General features: G+C 61.1%; 11 protein-coding genes and 2 pseudogenes. 3 read left to right on the top strand and 10 right to left on the bottom strand.

All coding sequences use genetic code 11. From position 1 onward, the window contains the following. Positions 1–68 precede the first annotated feature (68 nt). From BK658_RS10540 to BK658_RS10500, 9 genes and pseudogenes are all read right to left on the bottom strand, one after another. Complete coding sequence (locus tag BK658_RS10540) at positions 69–1,226, bottom strand: glutathionylspermidine synthase family protein (RefSeq protein WP_123582265.1); 1,158 nt, start codon at positions 1,224–1,226, stop codon at positions 69–71. A 12-nt stretch (positions 1,227–1,238) separates the two neighbouring features. After that, positions 1,239–1,967 carry a DUF1190 domain-containing protein gene (locus BK658_RS10535; RefSeq protein WP_123582264.1) on the bottom strand — a complete coding sequence of 243 codons (729 nt, stop codon included), beginning with the start codon at positions 1,965–1,967 and terminating at the stop codon, positions 1,239–1,241. A 19-nt stretch (positions 1,968–1,986) separates the two neighbouring features. Beyond that, entirely contained in the window at positions 1,987–2,415 is a 429-nt protein-coding gene (locus BK658_RS10530) for a DUF350 domain-containing protein (protein WP_123582263.1), read from the bottom strand. Between the two features lie 13 nt (positions 2,416–2,428). After that, entirely contained in the window at positions 2,429–3,079 is a 651-nt protein-coding gene (locus BK658_RS10525; protein ID WP_123582262.1) for a DUF2491 family protein, read from the bottom strand. A 76-nt stretch (positions 3,080–3,155) separates the two neighbouring features. Next, positions 3,156–3,278 (bottom strand): annotated as a pseudogene (locus BK658_RS30725) (potassium channel protein); the annotation flags it as partial. Between the two features lie 73 nt (positions 3,279–3,351). Next, positions 3,352–3,915: pseudogene (locus tag BK658_RS10515) on the bottom strand (rhomboid family intramembrane serine protease). Between the two features lie 69 nt (positions 3,916–3,984). Further along, complete coding sequence (locus tag BK658_RS10510; RefSeq protein WP_123582260.1) at positions 3,985–4,686, bottom strand: PspA/IM30 family protein; 702 nt, start codon at positions 4,684–4,686, stop codon at positions 3,985–3,987. A gap of 19 nt (positions 4,687–4,705) precedes the next feature. Beyond that, entirely contained in the window at positions 4,706–5,383 is a 678-nt protein-coding gene (locus BK658_RS10505) for a YjfI family protein (protein WP_123582259.1), read from the bottom strand. 164 nt (positions 5,384–5,547) lie between these two features. After that, positions 5,548–6,102 (bottom strand): cysteine hydrolase family protein, encoded by a 555-nt coding sequence (locus tag BK658_RS10500; protein ID WP_123582258.1) that lies wholly within the window; start codon positions 6,100–6,102, stop codon positions 5,548–5,550. A gap of 97 nt (positions 6,103–6,199) precedes the next feature. On the opposite strand from BK658_RS10500, the gene BK658_RS10495 reads away from it, so the two are divergent. Beyond that, complete coding sequence (locus tag BK658_RS10495) at positions 6,200–7,189, top strand: GlxA family transcriptional regulator (RefSeq protein ID WP_123582257.1); 990 nt, start codon at positions 6,200–6,202, stop codon at positions 7,187–7,189. A gap of 149 nt (positions 7,190–7,338) precedes the next feature. Here the strand turns inward: BK658_RS10495 and BK658_RS10490 are convergent, their stop codons facing one another. Next, positions 7,339–11,646 (bottom strand): DEAD/DEAH box helicase, encoded by a 4,308-nt coding sequence (locus tag BK658_RS10490; RefSeq protein ID WP_123582256.1) that lies wholly within the window; start codon positions 11,644–11,646, stop codon positions 7,339–7,341. A 376-nt stretch (positions 11,647–12,022) separates the two neighbouring features. Here BK658_RS10490 and BK658_RS10480 point away from each other — a divergent pair, with 376 nt between their 5' ends. Continuing rightward, entirely contained in the window at positions 12,023–12,907 is an 885-nt protein-coding gene (locus BK658_RS10480) for a sugar nucleotide-binding protein (RefSeq protein WP_123582254.1), read from the top strand. Further along, positions 12,900–13,829, top strand: coding sequence for an NAD-dependent epimerase/dehydratase family protein (locus BK658_RS10475; protein WP_123582253.1), 930 nt, complete (start codon positions 12,900–12,902; stop codon positions 13,827–13,829). The genes BK658_RS10480 and BK658_RS10475 overlap by 8 nt, the downstream gene beginning before the upstream one ends. Positions 13,830–13,914: the final 85 nt, after the last annotated feature.

The following is a 13,914-nucleotide window of genomic DNA, read 5'->3' as shown; positions in this document are numbered from 1 at the left end:
ATAGACAAAAGGCCCGCAGCTAACACTGCGGGCCTTTTTCTTTGGGCGCTTTCCAGAGGAAAAGTCGTTCAGTCGAGTATCAGGTGTGGCAGGAAGCGGCTTGAGTCTTTGGTGATCAGGCTGTTGTCCTCGCGCACGCCAATGCCGGCGGCCTGGTCGCCGATCACCCAGGAGCCGATCAGCGTATAGCTGTCGCCGAACTTCGGCAGTGGGGCGAACTCCTGGAGGATGAACGGCGCATCGGTGTACGGTCCGTCTTCCTTCACGACTTGCCCGTCCGGGGTCTGCAGCTCGATGTTGGCGCCTTCGCGGGAGAAGAACGGTTTGCGTACCCAGCCTTTCGGCACCGGCTTGCCAGGCTCGGGGTCCAGGTGGGTGGCAAGCAGGTTCGGGTGCCCTTTATTGAACTCCCACAGCAGAGGGAGGATGCCTTTGTTCGAGATGATCGATTTCCAGGCGGGCTCGAAAAACTGCGTGTCACTCTGGGCGATGGCTTCACCAAACGGCTCGTGAAAAATGAATTCCCAGGCGTGCAGTTTGAACAGGTGAGGGATCCAGCGTTCTTCGAGATCGACGAAGCGTCCTTCGCTGTTGAGGCCGATGTCTTCGATATCGATGTGGCGTGACTCGATCCCGACTTTTTCCGCAATCAGGCGCAAGTAGTCGGTGGTGCCCTTGTCTTCGACCGACTGTTTCATTGAAGCGAAGTAGAAAGGCTGTTTGATCTGCAGCTGCGCAAAGGCCTGATGCAGCTTGGTGTCGATGCTGTTGAACTGGTCGGCATGGCTGGGCAGCAAGCCGCGTTCGATGCATTGCTCCAGCCAGCCCCACTGGAACGCCGACGCCTCGTACAGGCTGGTGGGCGTGTCGTAGTTGAGTTCCAGCAATTTGGCGGGGCCGGTGCCGTTGTAGGAGAAGTCCAGGCGACCGTAAAGGTGCGGATGGCCCTCGCGCCATGAAGTGCGAATCATGTCAAAGAAGGGCGCTGGAATGCTCAGGCGCTCCAGCAGTTCTTCGCTCTGCACCACCCGATCGACCAGGTCCATGCACATCTCATGGATCTCGGTAGTAGGGTCTTCGAGATCGTTTTCGATCTGCTTGAGCGTGAATTGGTAATGCGCGCTCTCGTCCCAATAGGGTTCGTCGTCGATGGTGTGAAACATGAAGCCGAGGTTTTCGGCGGTCTGTTTCCAGTCGTGACGTTCCTGGCAGAGGATTTTCTTCATGGCGCTCGCTCCTTAACTGCTCGATCGACCGGAACTGCTCGAGCCACCCCAGCCGCTGCGAGCGCTGGCCTGGCTGCCAAAACCGCCCCGGGAAGTGGACGACGCTACCGAGATCGGCTTGGTGCTGCTCGACTTGAACGTGGAGCTGCTGTAGCCATTGCCGTATTTCGCCTGGTCGGATTTGGTGAAGCTCGAGCCGGTGGCGATGCGCTGGCTGAGCGTCGAGGATGAGTAGTCACCGCGTGAATCGCGGTAGCGGTAAACCGGTTCGGAGTTGTAGCTGCCCCGGTTGCTGTTCAGCATGTTGCTGATCAGCATGCCGGCGAGAAGACCGTTGACCATTCCTCCTGAGCCGCCTGAGCTCACCTCGGAGGCGGGCAGTTGTGCTCTGGCGGCGTCCAGCTGGGTCTGCGTGACCTGGCCATTGGCTGCCAGCTCGAAACCGCCGAGTTTTGGAATGAACTTGCCGGTGGAGTCCTGCTGGCACCAGTCGGCGACAAAGTCGGCGTCGCAATCGGCCTGGCTGTCGTACAGCGGCGCAATGCGACGGTGTTCGGTGAGGGCGGTCATATAGGCATTGGAGCAGACACTCACCGGAAGCTTTTGATCCACGCACTGCTGCACGGATTGAAAGTTGAACTTCTGATTCACTGTGTAGGTTTTTTCTGTCGGCCCGCAGCCTGATATTGCGACGGCGACCGATGCCGCCAGGGACAGTTGAACGTACTTGCTTCGTTTCATCATTGCCTCCGTGGCGCGATCAGTTCTGCGAAGGGGTCATGCACGCGGCATTGAGCAGGCCAACGCTGATGGCGACAGCGGCGACGTAGATCGCTGCTGCGATTTCACCGTTACGGATGCGCTCGGAGATGCCTTTGAGCACCAGGTTGGTCATCAGGAACGCCAGCAGTTGTACCACTGCGGCAATCAGCGCCCACACGGCGAAGTCCAGCAGGCTGACCGAGTAGGCAATCACATTGCTCGCCGGGATCGCGAAGCCGATGATGGCGCCGGACAGGGCGATGGCGGCCGCGGTGTTGCCGGAGCGAATCAGTTCGAACTCTTTGTGCGGCGTGATGCGGGTATAGACGAACTGGAAAATCGCGAACAGCAGCGCGGCACCTATGATGTACGAAACAAATCCCAGGACGGCGGCTTTGTTCAACGAGACGGAGAGTGCTTCTAGCATTGGCTGTTCCTTTTTAAAGAGTAGTGAGGTCGGTGGTGTACAGCGAGATGCCCAGTGAGGTGCTCAAGCTGATGCTGCCTTCGGCGTCTTCTTCGACCGAGAACAGCAGGAATTCGCGGCGATCGGTCAGACCGGTCTCGCGGGCGTAGAGCATCGAGCGATGTTCTACGACGTAGGACTGATCCGGATTGCTGACCTGCTCAGTGAAGGCCACCAGCTCGGTCTGCCCGGCCTCGGTGCCCCATTCGCGGCTGTATTCGACGCCGTCATGGGTGTAGGTCGGCAGGCCGATCAGGCTGTCCGGCCCCGCGAGCCTGCGCAGTTCGGATTCACTGTTGAGGGTGACATAGCTCTGGTAGTTGAACAGGATCACCGACTCGACCTGGCCGGCGACGGCGCCGGTGGTATGAACCTGCAGCCAGAAGTCTTCGTCGTCCATGTAGTAGCGCGAAAGCCAGGTCGACTGGCCGAGGTCAACCGTGCCGACGCTCCAGATCTGCTGGGTGCCGGGAATGACCACGCTGGTTTTTTCGTCGAGCAACAGCTTAAGAGTGGTGTCGAACATCAGCGCTTTGCCCTGGCCGAGCCCGAGGGGGCCGGCAACCGGTGCACTGTCCTTGGGTGTCGGGGCCTCAAGGCCCATCAACTGTTTAAACCATCCCATTGGTGATTTCCTTCAGGCGGGTGGAAGCGATATTGATCGAAGGCTGCTGTGAGCCTTTGGCGCGGAGGCCTATGAGGAGCGCCAACTCGCCCAGGCAGGCGCTGGCAACGTGTACGCCCAAGGCGATGGCGAGTCCGCCCGATCCAGACGTGTGGAAGAGCGACGCTGCGTACATGCGTAATAAGAGGAAAATCGACATTCGTCCCTGGCTCCCTGGGGTGACGCGTCCTTGACGAATAAACCCGCCGTGGACCTTTTTGGTGCCTGCGTATTTACCGGGCTGCATTAGACCTGCTGCGCGGCTTGGAGAGAAGTAGCCGTGCTGCAATAAATCCGGCGAATGCGCCGCCAATATGCCCTTCAAATTAAGTGCCCTGGCGCGGAATAAAGCCGAAAATCAGGCTTGCGTAGAGGAGGGCGACAATGCCGGCGATCAGTACATTGCTCCAGCTGCGATGGAACCAGGCGCGCGCCAGAAGGTACGCCCAGAGGCCAAAGACCCAGGCGCTGGCACCCACATGAACGCCGTTGAAACCGAACAGCCAGACCAGTGAGCCGCCGAGCAGAATGATGATTGCGCTGACGGCCGCAAAGCGTTTGAAGCCCTCGGCGATCACCAGGGTTCCCAGCACCAGGAACGGCACCAGGTTGGCGATCAAGTGCGCGAAGGATATGTGCAGAAACGGTGAGGTCACAATTCCGACGAGGCCGTGGGCGGTTCGGGGGACCAGGCCGAATATCGTCAGGCTGTAGCCTGTCAGTATGTTCAGCAGGTGGATCGCGACCATCAGCATGGCCAGGCCTGCGATGATCTTGAAGCCGGTTACCCTGTCCATCCTTGTCCTCGAATCGACAAAAAGAAGGGCACGTCGGTGCCCTTGCTTTTGAGTGCTTGCGTTAGCCGGTTACTCGGCCGATTGTTTTTTCAGACGGTCCAGAATCGCGTTCGCGCTGCCTTGGTCCGGGGTGATGCCGGCTTCGCGCAGCTTGCGCTCCAGGTCGTTACCAGTGGACGCGTCCGCCAGTTCGTCGCTCGCTTCCAGCTCGGCAGCACGTTGTTCCTGCTTGGCTTGCAGGCGATTCAGGGTGCTGACCGCAGTTTCCAGCTTGCCGTTGGCACCGCCGCTGGCGATGGAGGCGCTGACCTGCGCTTTCTGTACGCTTTCACGGGCCTTGGCCATGTCCACTTGCTGGCGAAGGCTCTTGATACGGGCTTCGGCCTTGGTGATGTCCTTGCGCATTTTGTCGGCGTAGGCACCGAACTCGGTGGTTTGCTTTTGTTCGGCGTCGAGTTCGTTGGTCAGGGTCGAAATGGCTTCGGCCACTTCCAGAGCCAGGTCTTCACGGTTGGCCTGGATCGCGCCCATTGCCTTGGATTCCAGGTCCTTGATCTTGGCGTTGTACTGCGCCACGCGCTCGGCCGAGAGTTTGTGCTTGGCCATGATGGTGACCAGTTCGCGCTTGGCGTTTGCCAGAGCGCTGTCGGCGTCGCGGATTTCCTGATCGAGGATGCGCAGGGCCTGTTGGTCGGCGATGGCTTCGCCGACTTCGCTGGCGCCGCCACGCAGTGCGGTGAACAACTTGCTCCAGATCGATTGGTTTTGCATGCGTCGGTACTCCCGAAAATTAGTTGAAGAAGCTTTCGAAGGCTTCGCTGGCGCGCTGAACGTTGTCGACGAGCGTTTTGATTTCGGTCACGACGTTGGTCAGGCTGGACTCGGAACTGAGCGCACCGAACATGTTGTAGACGGTCTGGCCGTTGGGCATCGATTCAATACCGATCGACGACAGCGGGAACATTTCCCGGCTGCGCAGCACGGCATCGTTGAAGCGCTGCACGTCCTTGATGGATTCGAGATCGACCAGCACGGTGTCGACGATGATTTGCTCGCCGACGACGGCGATGTAAATCGGCAGCCCGCCAAACTCGTTCATTTCCAGCTTGATGCTTTGCTCGGAGCCTTGAATCAGCGTCGGAGTGATTTCATTTGATGTCACCTCATCGAGGGCCTGTAGGGCGCTGAAGAGGCGATCGATGTTCCAGTTGTTACCTGCGCTCATGTAATCCTCCAACATGAATGAACCAGCCAGGATCGGCTGGCGTAGCTGTTTCTCCATTTGCTTGAGCAGGCTTCGGTTTTCGGGAAGCACCCAAGTTTCATGTTTCACATAGCCGGCGGCGCTAAGTCCTCCACGCATCTGCTTCATGTAGAAGCTCGACGGTTTTTTGGTGGAGGGTTTCGAGCGCTCTCCCTGGCTGCTCGCGGGTGGGGTGTCTGAGGCTGATGGAGAGCGACGTTTCATAGCAGTTGCTCCGCTTTATTTTGTATCACGCGTGAGAACACTACAGATAAATTCAAGCGCTCTCAACAACTCACGCGTGAGATTTTTAATCGACTGATTTTCATCACGAAAAAAGGCCCGTAGCGTGTCAGCGCTACGGGCCTTCAGGTTTTTATGGGGCAGACTCAGTGATTGGTCGCCAGGAAGTCATCGGTGGACAGCACCGTTGCATAAGCAAATCCCAGGGCCGACATGAAGGCCGCGTGTACCTGGGCCGCTGGGACAACAACACCGTTGAACTCCAGGTCACGGGTGGCGCAGGCGTCGTGGATCACCGTGACGCCGTAGCCAAGATCGGCCGCGGCACGTGCTGCACCGTCGATGCACATGTGGCTCATGCTGCCGACAATTACCAGGCTCTCGATGCCGTATTGGTCGAGGATTGATTCCAGTTCGGTTTCGCGGAACGCGTTGACGAAGTGTTTGAGCACCACCGGCTCATGGCTGCGGTTGAGGACTTTGGGGTGCAGTTGCGCACCCTCCGAGCCCGGTGTGAAAAACGGCGCGGTGTCAGAGGTGAATTCGTGGCGGATATGCACCACGTGATCACCGGCATCACGGAAGGCCTGGATCACCCGCGCGGCATTGTCGGCAGCCGCGTTGGCGCCGACCAGCGGCCATTTGCCTTGAGGGAAGTAGTCATTCTGGATATCGACTACGATGAGCGCTTGCTTGGCCATGGGTGTTTCCTCGCAGGGGGGGGGTGGAACGAAGTATTGGGTTTCACCGGCCGTTCGAGGATTGGCCGCACCGACAATAGAAGGGGGAAAACTGACAATGGGCGTAGAACGCGCAGTCGCCGAGTTGGGCGTGCTGATCTATCCCGGCGCGCAGATGGCGGCGGTGCATGGTTTGACGGATTTGTTCGGTGTCGCGAATCGCATCGCCGCCGAGCATCAGCGCGCGCAGCTGCCGTTGTTGCGAGTCAGCCACTGGCAGGCTGATGCGGAGCATACGCCCCAACGCATTTACGACAGTCATCCCGCTGTTGACGGCGCACTGATAGCGCTGTTGATCCCGCCCTCGATTGGCGGCTTTTCCGAAGGTCAGGCATCGCCTGCGCTGATTCAGTGGATTCGCCAGCAACACGCGGCTGGCGCGACCCTTGGTGGGGTGTGCGTGGGGTCTATTCTGTTGGCCGAAAGCGGTCTGCTCGACGGTCGCCGCGCCACCACTCACTGGACCTCGGCGAAAAAATTCGCCGAGCGTTACCCGAAGGTCGCGCTCAACGCCGACAAGCCCATCGTCGACGATGGCGACCTGATCACCACTGGCGGATTAATGGCCTGGTCGGAGCTGGGTTTGCGCCTGGTCGACCGTTTGCTTGGTCCGAGCATCGCCACCGGCACCGCGCGTTTTCTGGTGATCGAACACAGCGACAGTGCGAGCGAATGCGGGAGCAACTTCGGACCGATTCTGAGTCATGGCGATGCAGCGATTCTCAAGGTTCAGCACTGGTTGCAAGCCAACGGTGCGGTGGAGGTGTCGCTGAGCGCGATGTCGCAGCAGGCAGGGCTGGAAGAGCGGACATTCCTGCGGCGCTTTCGAGCCGCGACCGGTTTGAAACCGACCGAGTACTGCCAGCACCTGCGGGTCGGCAAGGCCCGGGAGATGCTCGAGTTTACCAACGGCACCATTGACTATATCGCCTGGAACGTCGGTTACTCGGACCCGAGTGCGTTTCGCGCCACGTTCAAGAAAATCACCGGCCTGGCGCCGAGCGATTATCGCGCGCGATTTGGGGTGACAGCTCCTGCGCGGATGTAAGCAACACGGTCCCCGTAGCAGCCTGCGTTGCTCGATCGTTCCCACGCTCTGCGTGGGAATGCAGCCCATGACGCTCCGCGTCACAAAGCGGACGCAGAGCGTCCATTGAGGTATTCCCACGCAGAGCGTGGGAACAATCGGTCTGTAGATCAGTGTTGTATCAGCTTTCTGCGAACTTCGGTCGCCGCTGCTTGATCCAGTTCCAGCCAGTAATGCTGCGTGCCGGCGATCTCGGCGGCAGCCGGCAGGCCATCGCGGTACACCAGCCGGTTGCTGGCGAGGGCGGGGACTTTGTGACCCGGCAGCAGAGTGCCGGCGAGGTTCAGCGGGTCGACGCCGCACACACTTATCAGACTGCCGTCATGCGGGCGCCGGCGCACTTCGCGCAGCAGCGGGATCGCTTCGGGCAAGGCGAATTGTTCACCCGCCAGACCGCTGACAAAACGTCCGCCGCGAATCTCCCCGCGTGCCTCCAACCGGTGAAAGGTGCGCAGCAATTCGCGCCAGCTCGGCAGCCAGTCGGCCTCTCGCTCCAGCAGCCGCCAGAACACCACGCCGTAACGCCTGAGCAAGGTCAGGGCGATGTGTTCGAGGGTTTCGCTCGGGGTGCCACGCTTATCCACAACCGGCGGCGTCGATTGACGGCGCAACAAGGCCCAGCGCCCGGCATCGTCCATTCCACCGACAAACGCTCCGCGTCCACGTCGGCTGCTGCGCGCCTGGCGTTTGCTGGCGGGTGTAATCAACGCGCGCAGGCCAGCGAAGCTGTCGGCGTTGACCAGCCCGGCGCCGACCAGTTCCTGCAAGGCGATCTCCAGTTCACTGCGTAGCAGATGGGCTTCGTGCAGCAGTTCATCGAAAAACAGTGCGCCATGTTGGCTCAGCGCTTGATGGACTTTTTGGGTTTTGGGCGACAGCTCGCTGACCTCCGGTGGCTCGGTCAGGCTGCTCCAGAGCGGGACCTGTGCCCGTGGCAACAACACAATCGGTGTGCTGCGCAGCGCTGCGCCAGTGGCTTTGTTGCGCGCCGTCAGCCGGGTCCAGACCAGTTTGCCGCTGCGGCACAGCTCATCCAGCCACGTCGATGAATAACCCTTGAGCCGCGCCGGCAGAATATCGCCGTCCCAAGCAGATGCGGCCGCCGGGTAGCCTTCGAACTGACTGACAATCGCCGGCAACACCGCGCTGCCCTGGCCCTGCGTTGCCGGCGTCAGATGCTGCCAGTCGAACAGAAAACGCATGAAGTCCTGCAACGCCACAGGCTCGATTTCCCGCCGCAGGCGTTTGACTGTGTAGCGATGAATGCGCGCCAGCAAGTGCCGCTCGCACCATTCTTCCTGCGTGGCCGCAGGGCTGAAGCGCCCGCGCAACACATAGCCTTCGCGCTCCAGTTGCGCCAGGGCTTGAGTGACTTGGGCTGTCGAAAGCCCCAGCGGTTGAGCAATTGCATGAATCGGTAACGGACCAAATGCACTGAGGCGAGCGCGGATCAGTTCGACTAGCGCCTCATCGGCGTCCCAGGTTTCGTCGAAACCCGGCAAGGCCTGCAACGGCGGTAACAACGTGGCGTGTGGGTAGATCGCTTGCAGGCAGGTCAGGCGCTCCAGTGCCAGCCATAAAGAGTGCTCTGCGTTGATCTGCAAACGGCTGGCGCGACCACCATCGGCCAGGGTCTGTAGCCAGAGCGGCCACTGCGGATTGGCCTGCGCTTCGGCGTCGCTGATGGCGGCCAGGCTCATCAGCGCTTCATGCATTTCATCGGCGCTGGTGGGCTGCGGCCAGGCTTCATCGCGCACCGATTGAATGGCCTCGGCATCCAGTGCGCCGAGGTCGTCGGTCGATTGCGGGTCGCTCCAGCGCCGATTGAGCACCGCTTGAGTACGGCGTTCTTCCAGCGGCGCATCGTCGAGAAAGGTGTAGGGCCGGGCGCTGAGAATTTCCGCCGCCAGCGGCGAGGGCGCAGGCAAGTCGCGGCTGATCAAGCGCACCTCACCGCGTTCCATGCGCCGCAACAGCGCCAGCCAGCCTTCGCAGTCCATGGCTTCGTGCAGGCAATCGTCGAGGGTTTGCTCGACCAGCGGGTGATCGGGAATTTCGCGCTCGCCGACGAGGTTTTCCAGGCAGGCGATCTGGTCGGGAAACACGCTGGCGATCAGGTCTTCGCTTTTCATCCGCTGGATCTGCGGCGGCACTTTGCGTCCGCCGCTGTACCGCGGCAACGCGAGGGCGACGCCGGCGTTCCAGCGCCAGCGCACGCCAAATAGTGGCGCGTCGAGTACCGCTTGAATCAGGATCTGTTCGGCAGTGTTGCTGTGCAGATAACGCCAGACCTCATCCAGCTCGAAACTGTGGCTGGCGGACAGTGACAAGACGATTGCGTCTTCGCTGGCGGCGGCCTGCAATTCGAAGTTGAAGGTGCGGCAAAAGCGCTTACGCAGGGCCAGGCCCCAGGCACGGTTGATGCGGCTGCCGAACAGCGAGTGAATGATCAACTGAGTACCGCCGGACTCGTCGAAAAAGCGCTCCATCAACAGCGTGTCCTGAGACGGCAGGGCGCCGAGCGTCAGCCGGGCGCGGGCGAGGTAGTCCACCAGTTGTTCGGCGCTGGCGAGGTTCAGGCCGAGGGTCTCGGTCAGCCAGTCGATGCTCGGCTGTAGATCACCGGACGTGGCGCTCAGTAACTCATCGAGGTGTGCGTGCAGACGCGCCACGGCGAGCGACAATTCGGCACTGCGCCCTGGCGCTTCACCGAGCCAGAAGGGGATGGTCGGCGGCTGTCCTTGGGCGTCTTCGACGCGGATCTTGCCGGTTTCGACCCGCAGGATCCGGTACGAAGTGTTGCCCAACTGAAAGACGTCGCCAGCGATGCTTTCCACCGCGAAGTCTTCGTTGACGCTGCCGATGTTCAGCCCTTGTGGCTCCAGCAGCACGCTGTAATCGGCGTTGTCGGGAATCGTCCCGCCACTGGTCACCGCCGTCAGTTTGGCGCCGCGCCGGCCACGTAATGTGCGAGTTACCGCGTCGCGGTGCAGGTAAGCGCTGCGGATTCCCTGACAACCGTTATAGCCTTCGGCGAGCATCTGCAGCAGTGCTTGATAGTGTGTGTCGTCGAGTTCGGTATAGGGCGATGCGCGACGTACCATTTCGAGCAGGGCCTGCTCCTGCCATTCCTGGCAACTGACCTCGGCGACGATCTGCTGCGCCAGTACGTCCAGCGGCGCGGTGGGGATCAGCAAGGTATCGAGTTCACCCCGGCGCACGCAGTCGAGCAGGGCGGCGCATTCGATCAGGTCGTCGCGGGTGGTGGCGAACAGGCGGCCCTTGGGCGTGCCGCCGACCTGGTGCCCGGAGCGTCCGACCCGTTGCAGAAACCCGGCGATCGAACGTGGCGAGGCGATCTGGCAGACCAGATCGACATCGCCGATGTCGATGCCCAGTTCCAGCGACGCGGTGGCGATCAGCACTTGCAGGTCGCCACGCTTGAGCCGCTGTTCGGCATCGAGGCGAAACTCCTTGGCCAGGCTGCCGTGGTGGGCGGCGACGGCGTCTTTGCCCAAGCGCTCGCTAAGGTGACGGCTCAGGCGCTCGGCCAAGCGTCGGGTGTTGACGAAAATCAGCGTGGTCCGGTGCTCGCGTGCCAGTGTGGCGATCCGGTCGTAGACCAGCTCCCAGACATCGTTGGCCATCACCGCCGACAGTGGCACCGGCGGCACTTCGATGCCCAGGTCCCGCCGGCGGGCGTGGCCGATATCGACGATCTCGCAGGGGCGGGCGGTGCCCACCAGAAAGCGCGAAACCGCTTCGATGGGTTTTTGCGTAGCGGACAAGCCAATGCGCATCAGTGGCTCGCAGCACAAAGCCTGCAGACGCTCCAGGCTCAGGGCCAGGTGGCTGCCACGTTTGCTGCCGGCGATGGCGTGGATTTCGTCGACGATCACTGTGCGGGTGCTGGCGAGCATGCGCCGGCCAGAGTCGGAGCCGAGCAGCACGTACAGCGATTCCGGAGTGGTGACCAGAATGTGCGGCGCGCTTTTGCGCATCGCCGAACGGTCCTTTTGCGGTGTGTCGCCGGTGCGTACGGCGGTGTTGATCTGTAATTCGGGGAAACCCAGGCGTTGCAGTTGCTCGGTGATACCGGCCAGCGGGGTTTGCAGGTTGATCTGAATGTCGTTGGACAGCGCTTTGAGGGGCGAGACGTAAACCACCAGGGTTTCGTCGGGTAGTTCGCCACCGTGGGCCAGGCCTTGATGGACCAGATCATCAATGACCGCAAGAAACGCCGTAAGGGTTTTACCAGAGCCGGTAGGCGCGGCGACCAGCGTCGAGCGGCGCTGGCGGATCAACGGCCACGCGCCGGCTTGGGCGGCGGTGACCGCTGGAAAGGTGCTGTTGAACCAGGCGCTGACGGCAGGGTGAAAGCCTGCCAGGGCGCTGTCGGCTGATACGGGGAGGTTCATGGGGATAATTTATGCGGCTGGGGGCAGGAAGTTGCAAGTCTGCAGAGCTGACCGGTAATCCTGTGGCGAGGGGGCTTGCCCCCGTTGGGCTGCGAAGCGGCCCCAAAACCAGCGACCACATTTCTTCTGGTACACCGCGTCTACTGGATTGCGACTGCTTCGCCCGAGCGCGGACCGGCCGACGGGGGCAAGCCCCCTCGCCACAACAAGCCCATTTGCCAAATGAGCGGGTGTGAAACCGGAGGATCTACACTTTACGGGTGACGGTTGCGCTTTAAACCCGCAAAATGCAACGATTCTGGCAATTCTCAACGGCAAAGCCTGCGGGCTCTGTCGATAAAATCATCGTTCCAAACAGACTGGGCCTGCTGACTCTATGCGAATGCGCCTTATGTTACTGGGTGGCGGAAATGCCCTTGGGCAGGCGCTGATTCGCCTCGGTGCAGAGGAAGACATCGGTTTCCTCGCCCCCCGTCCACCGCAAGACGGCTGGGACGCCGCAAGCCTGACGCAGCTGCTCGACGACACGCGTCCCGACGCGCTGATCAATCTCGCCTATTACTTCGACTGGTTTCAGGCGGAGAGCGTGGCCGAGGCGCGTTTGGCTGCTCAGGAGCGGGCGGTCGAGCGGCTGGCCGAGCTGTGCCAGCATCACAACATTGTCCTGGTGCAGCCTTCCAGCTATCGGGTATTCGATGGCTCGCGTGCGACGGCCTACAGCGAAAAAGACGAGCCTGTGCCGCTGGGGCTACGCGGCCAGGCCTTGTGGCGTATCGAGCAAAGCGTGCGCGCGACTTGCCCGCAACATGTGATGTTGCGTTTTGGCTGGCTGCTCGATGACAGCGTCGACGGCACCCTGGGGCGTTTCCTCGCGCGTGCCGAGCTGCCTGAAGAGCTGCTGATGGCCGATGACCGGCGTGGCAACCCGACACCGGTGGACGATGCTGCGCGGGTGATTATTTCGGTGCTCAAGCAACTCGATTGCGCAGCGCCGCTGTGGGGCACTTACCACTACGCCGGGCATGAGGCGACCACGCCGCTGGCACTGGGGCAGGCGATCCTCGCCGAAGCGCGCACGCTGCACCCGCTAGCCATTGAAGCACCGACCGCGCAGGCTCACGCGGCACGTCCGGATGCTGCCGAAGAACCGCAGCACGCGGTACTCGCCTGCAAGAAAATTCTGCACACCTTCGGGATCAAGCCACGCGCTTGGCGCGCAGCGCTCCCGAGCTTACTGGATAGGTTTTATCGTCATGGCTGATGGCCCTGTTTTGATCACCGGCGGTGCCGGCTTCATTGGTTCGCACCTTGCTGACGCCTTGCTCGCCAAAGGGCATTCGGTGCGTATCCTCGACGACCTGTCCACCGGTAAGCGCAGCAACCTGCCGCTGGATAATCCACGGATTGAACTGATCGAAGGTGACGTCGCCGATGCCACGCTGGTGGCGCAGGTAATGGTCGGTTGCAGCGCTGTGGCGCATTTGGCGGCCGTGGCGTCGGTTCAGGCGTCGGTGGATGATCCGGTGCGCACTCACCAGAGCAATTTCATCGGCACCTTGAACGTCTGCGAAGCGATGCGTCAGGCCGGCGTCAAGCGCGTGCTGTTTGCCTCAAGCGCAGCGGTCTACGGCAATAACGGTGAAGGCGAGTCGATCGACGAAGAGACGACCAAGGCGCCGCTCACACCGTATGCCGCAGACAAGCTGGCAGGCGAGTACTACCTCGACTTCTACCGTCGTCAGCACGGCCTGGAACCGGCGATTTTCCGTTTCTTCAATATCTTCGGCCCGCGCCAGGATCCCTCGTCGCCGTACTCCGGGGTGATCAGCATTTTCAGCGAGCGGGCGCAGAAAGGCCTGCCGATCACCGTGTTCGGTGATGGCGAACAGACCCGTGATTTTGTCTATGTCGAAGACCTGGTCGACCTGCTGGTGCAGGCCATCGAAGTGCCAATGCTTGAAGTGGGTGCGGTCAATGTCGGCTGGAACCAGGCGACGACCCTCAATCAGATGCTCCAGGCGTTGGAGGAAGTGGTTGGGCCGTTGCCACCGATCACCTACGGCCCGGCACGCTCGGGTGACATCCGCCACTCGCGGGCGAATAACCAGCGTCTGTTGCAGCGCTTCACCTTCCCCGAGCAGACGCCGATGAGCGTCGGGCTGGCGCGATTGTTGGGGCGCTGAGTTTTTCGCAGTCATGAAAAAGGCGCCTTTCGAGGCTAATGCCAGTCAGTTAAGCTGACTGGCATTTTTATTTCTGATCGGATAC

It is taken from the genome of Pseudomonas brassicacearum (assembly GCF_003732175.1).
In the GTDB taxonomy this organism is placed as follows: domain Bacteria; phylum Pseudomonadota; class Gammaproteobacteria; order Pseudomonadales; family Pseudomonadaceae; genus Aquipseudomonas; species Aquipseudomonas brassicacearum_G.
The sequence above is the reverse complement of the archived record's forward strand: the minus strand, read 5'-3'. Positions and strand labels throughout refer to the sequence as shown.

Coding starts and splice junctions, on each gene's coding strand:
- BK658_RS10500 (WP_123582258.1), bottom strand. CDS start 6,102: ATGGCCAAGCAAGCGCTCATCGTAGTCGATATCCAGAATGACTACTTC.
- BK658_RS10535 (WP_123582264.1), bottom strand. CDS start 1,967: ATGAAACGAAGCAAGTACGTTCAACTGTCCCTGGCGGCATCGGTCGCC.
- BK658_RS10530 (WP_123582263.1), bottom strand. CDS start 2,415: ATGCTAGAAGCACTCTCCGTCTCGTTGAACAAAGCCGCCGTCCTGGGA.
- BK658_RS10490 (WP_123582256.1), bottom strand. CDS start 11,646: ATGAACCTCCCCGTATCAGCCGACAGCGCCCTGGCAGGCTTTCACCCT.
- BK658_RS10480 (WP_123582254.1), top strand. CDS start 12,023: ATGCGAATGCGCCTTATGTTACTGGGTGGCGGAAATGCCCTTGGGCAG.
- BK658_RS10510 (WP_123582260.1), bottom strand. CDS start 4,686: ATGCAAAACCAATCGATCTGGAGCAAGTTGTTCACCGCACTGCGTGGC.
- BK658_RS10540 (WP_123582265.1), bottom strand. CDS start 1,226: ATGAAGAAAATCCTCTGCCAGGAACGTCACGACTGGAAACAGACCGCC.
- BK658_RS10475 (WP_123582253.1), top strand. CDS start 12,900: ATGGCTGATGGCCCTGTTTTGATCACCGGCGGTGCCGGCTTCATTGGT.
- BK658_RS10505 (WP_123582259.1), bottom strand. CDS start 5,383: ATGAAACGTCGCTCTCCATCAGCCTCAGACACCCCACCCGCGAGCAGC.
- BK658_RS10525 (WP_123582262.1), bottom strand. CDS start 3,079: ATGGGATGGTTTAAACAGTTGATGGGCCTTGAGGCCCCGACACCCAAG.
- BK658_RS10495 (WP_123582257.1), top strand. CDS start 6,200: ATGGGCGTAGAACGCGCAGTCGCCGAGTTGGGCGTGCTGATCTATCCC.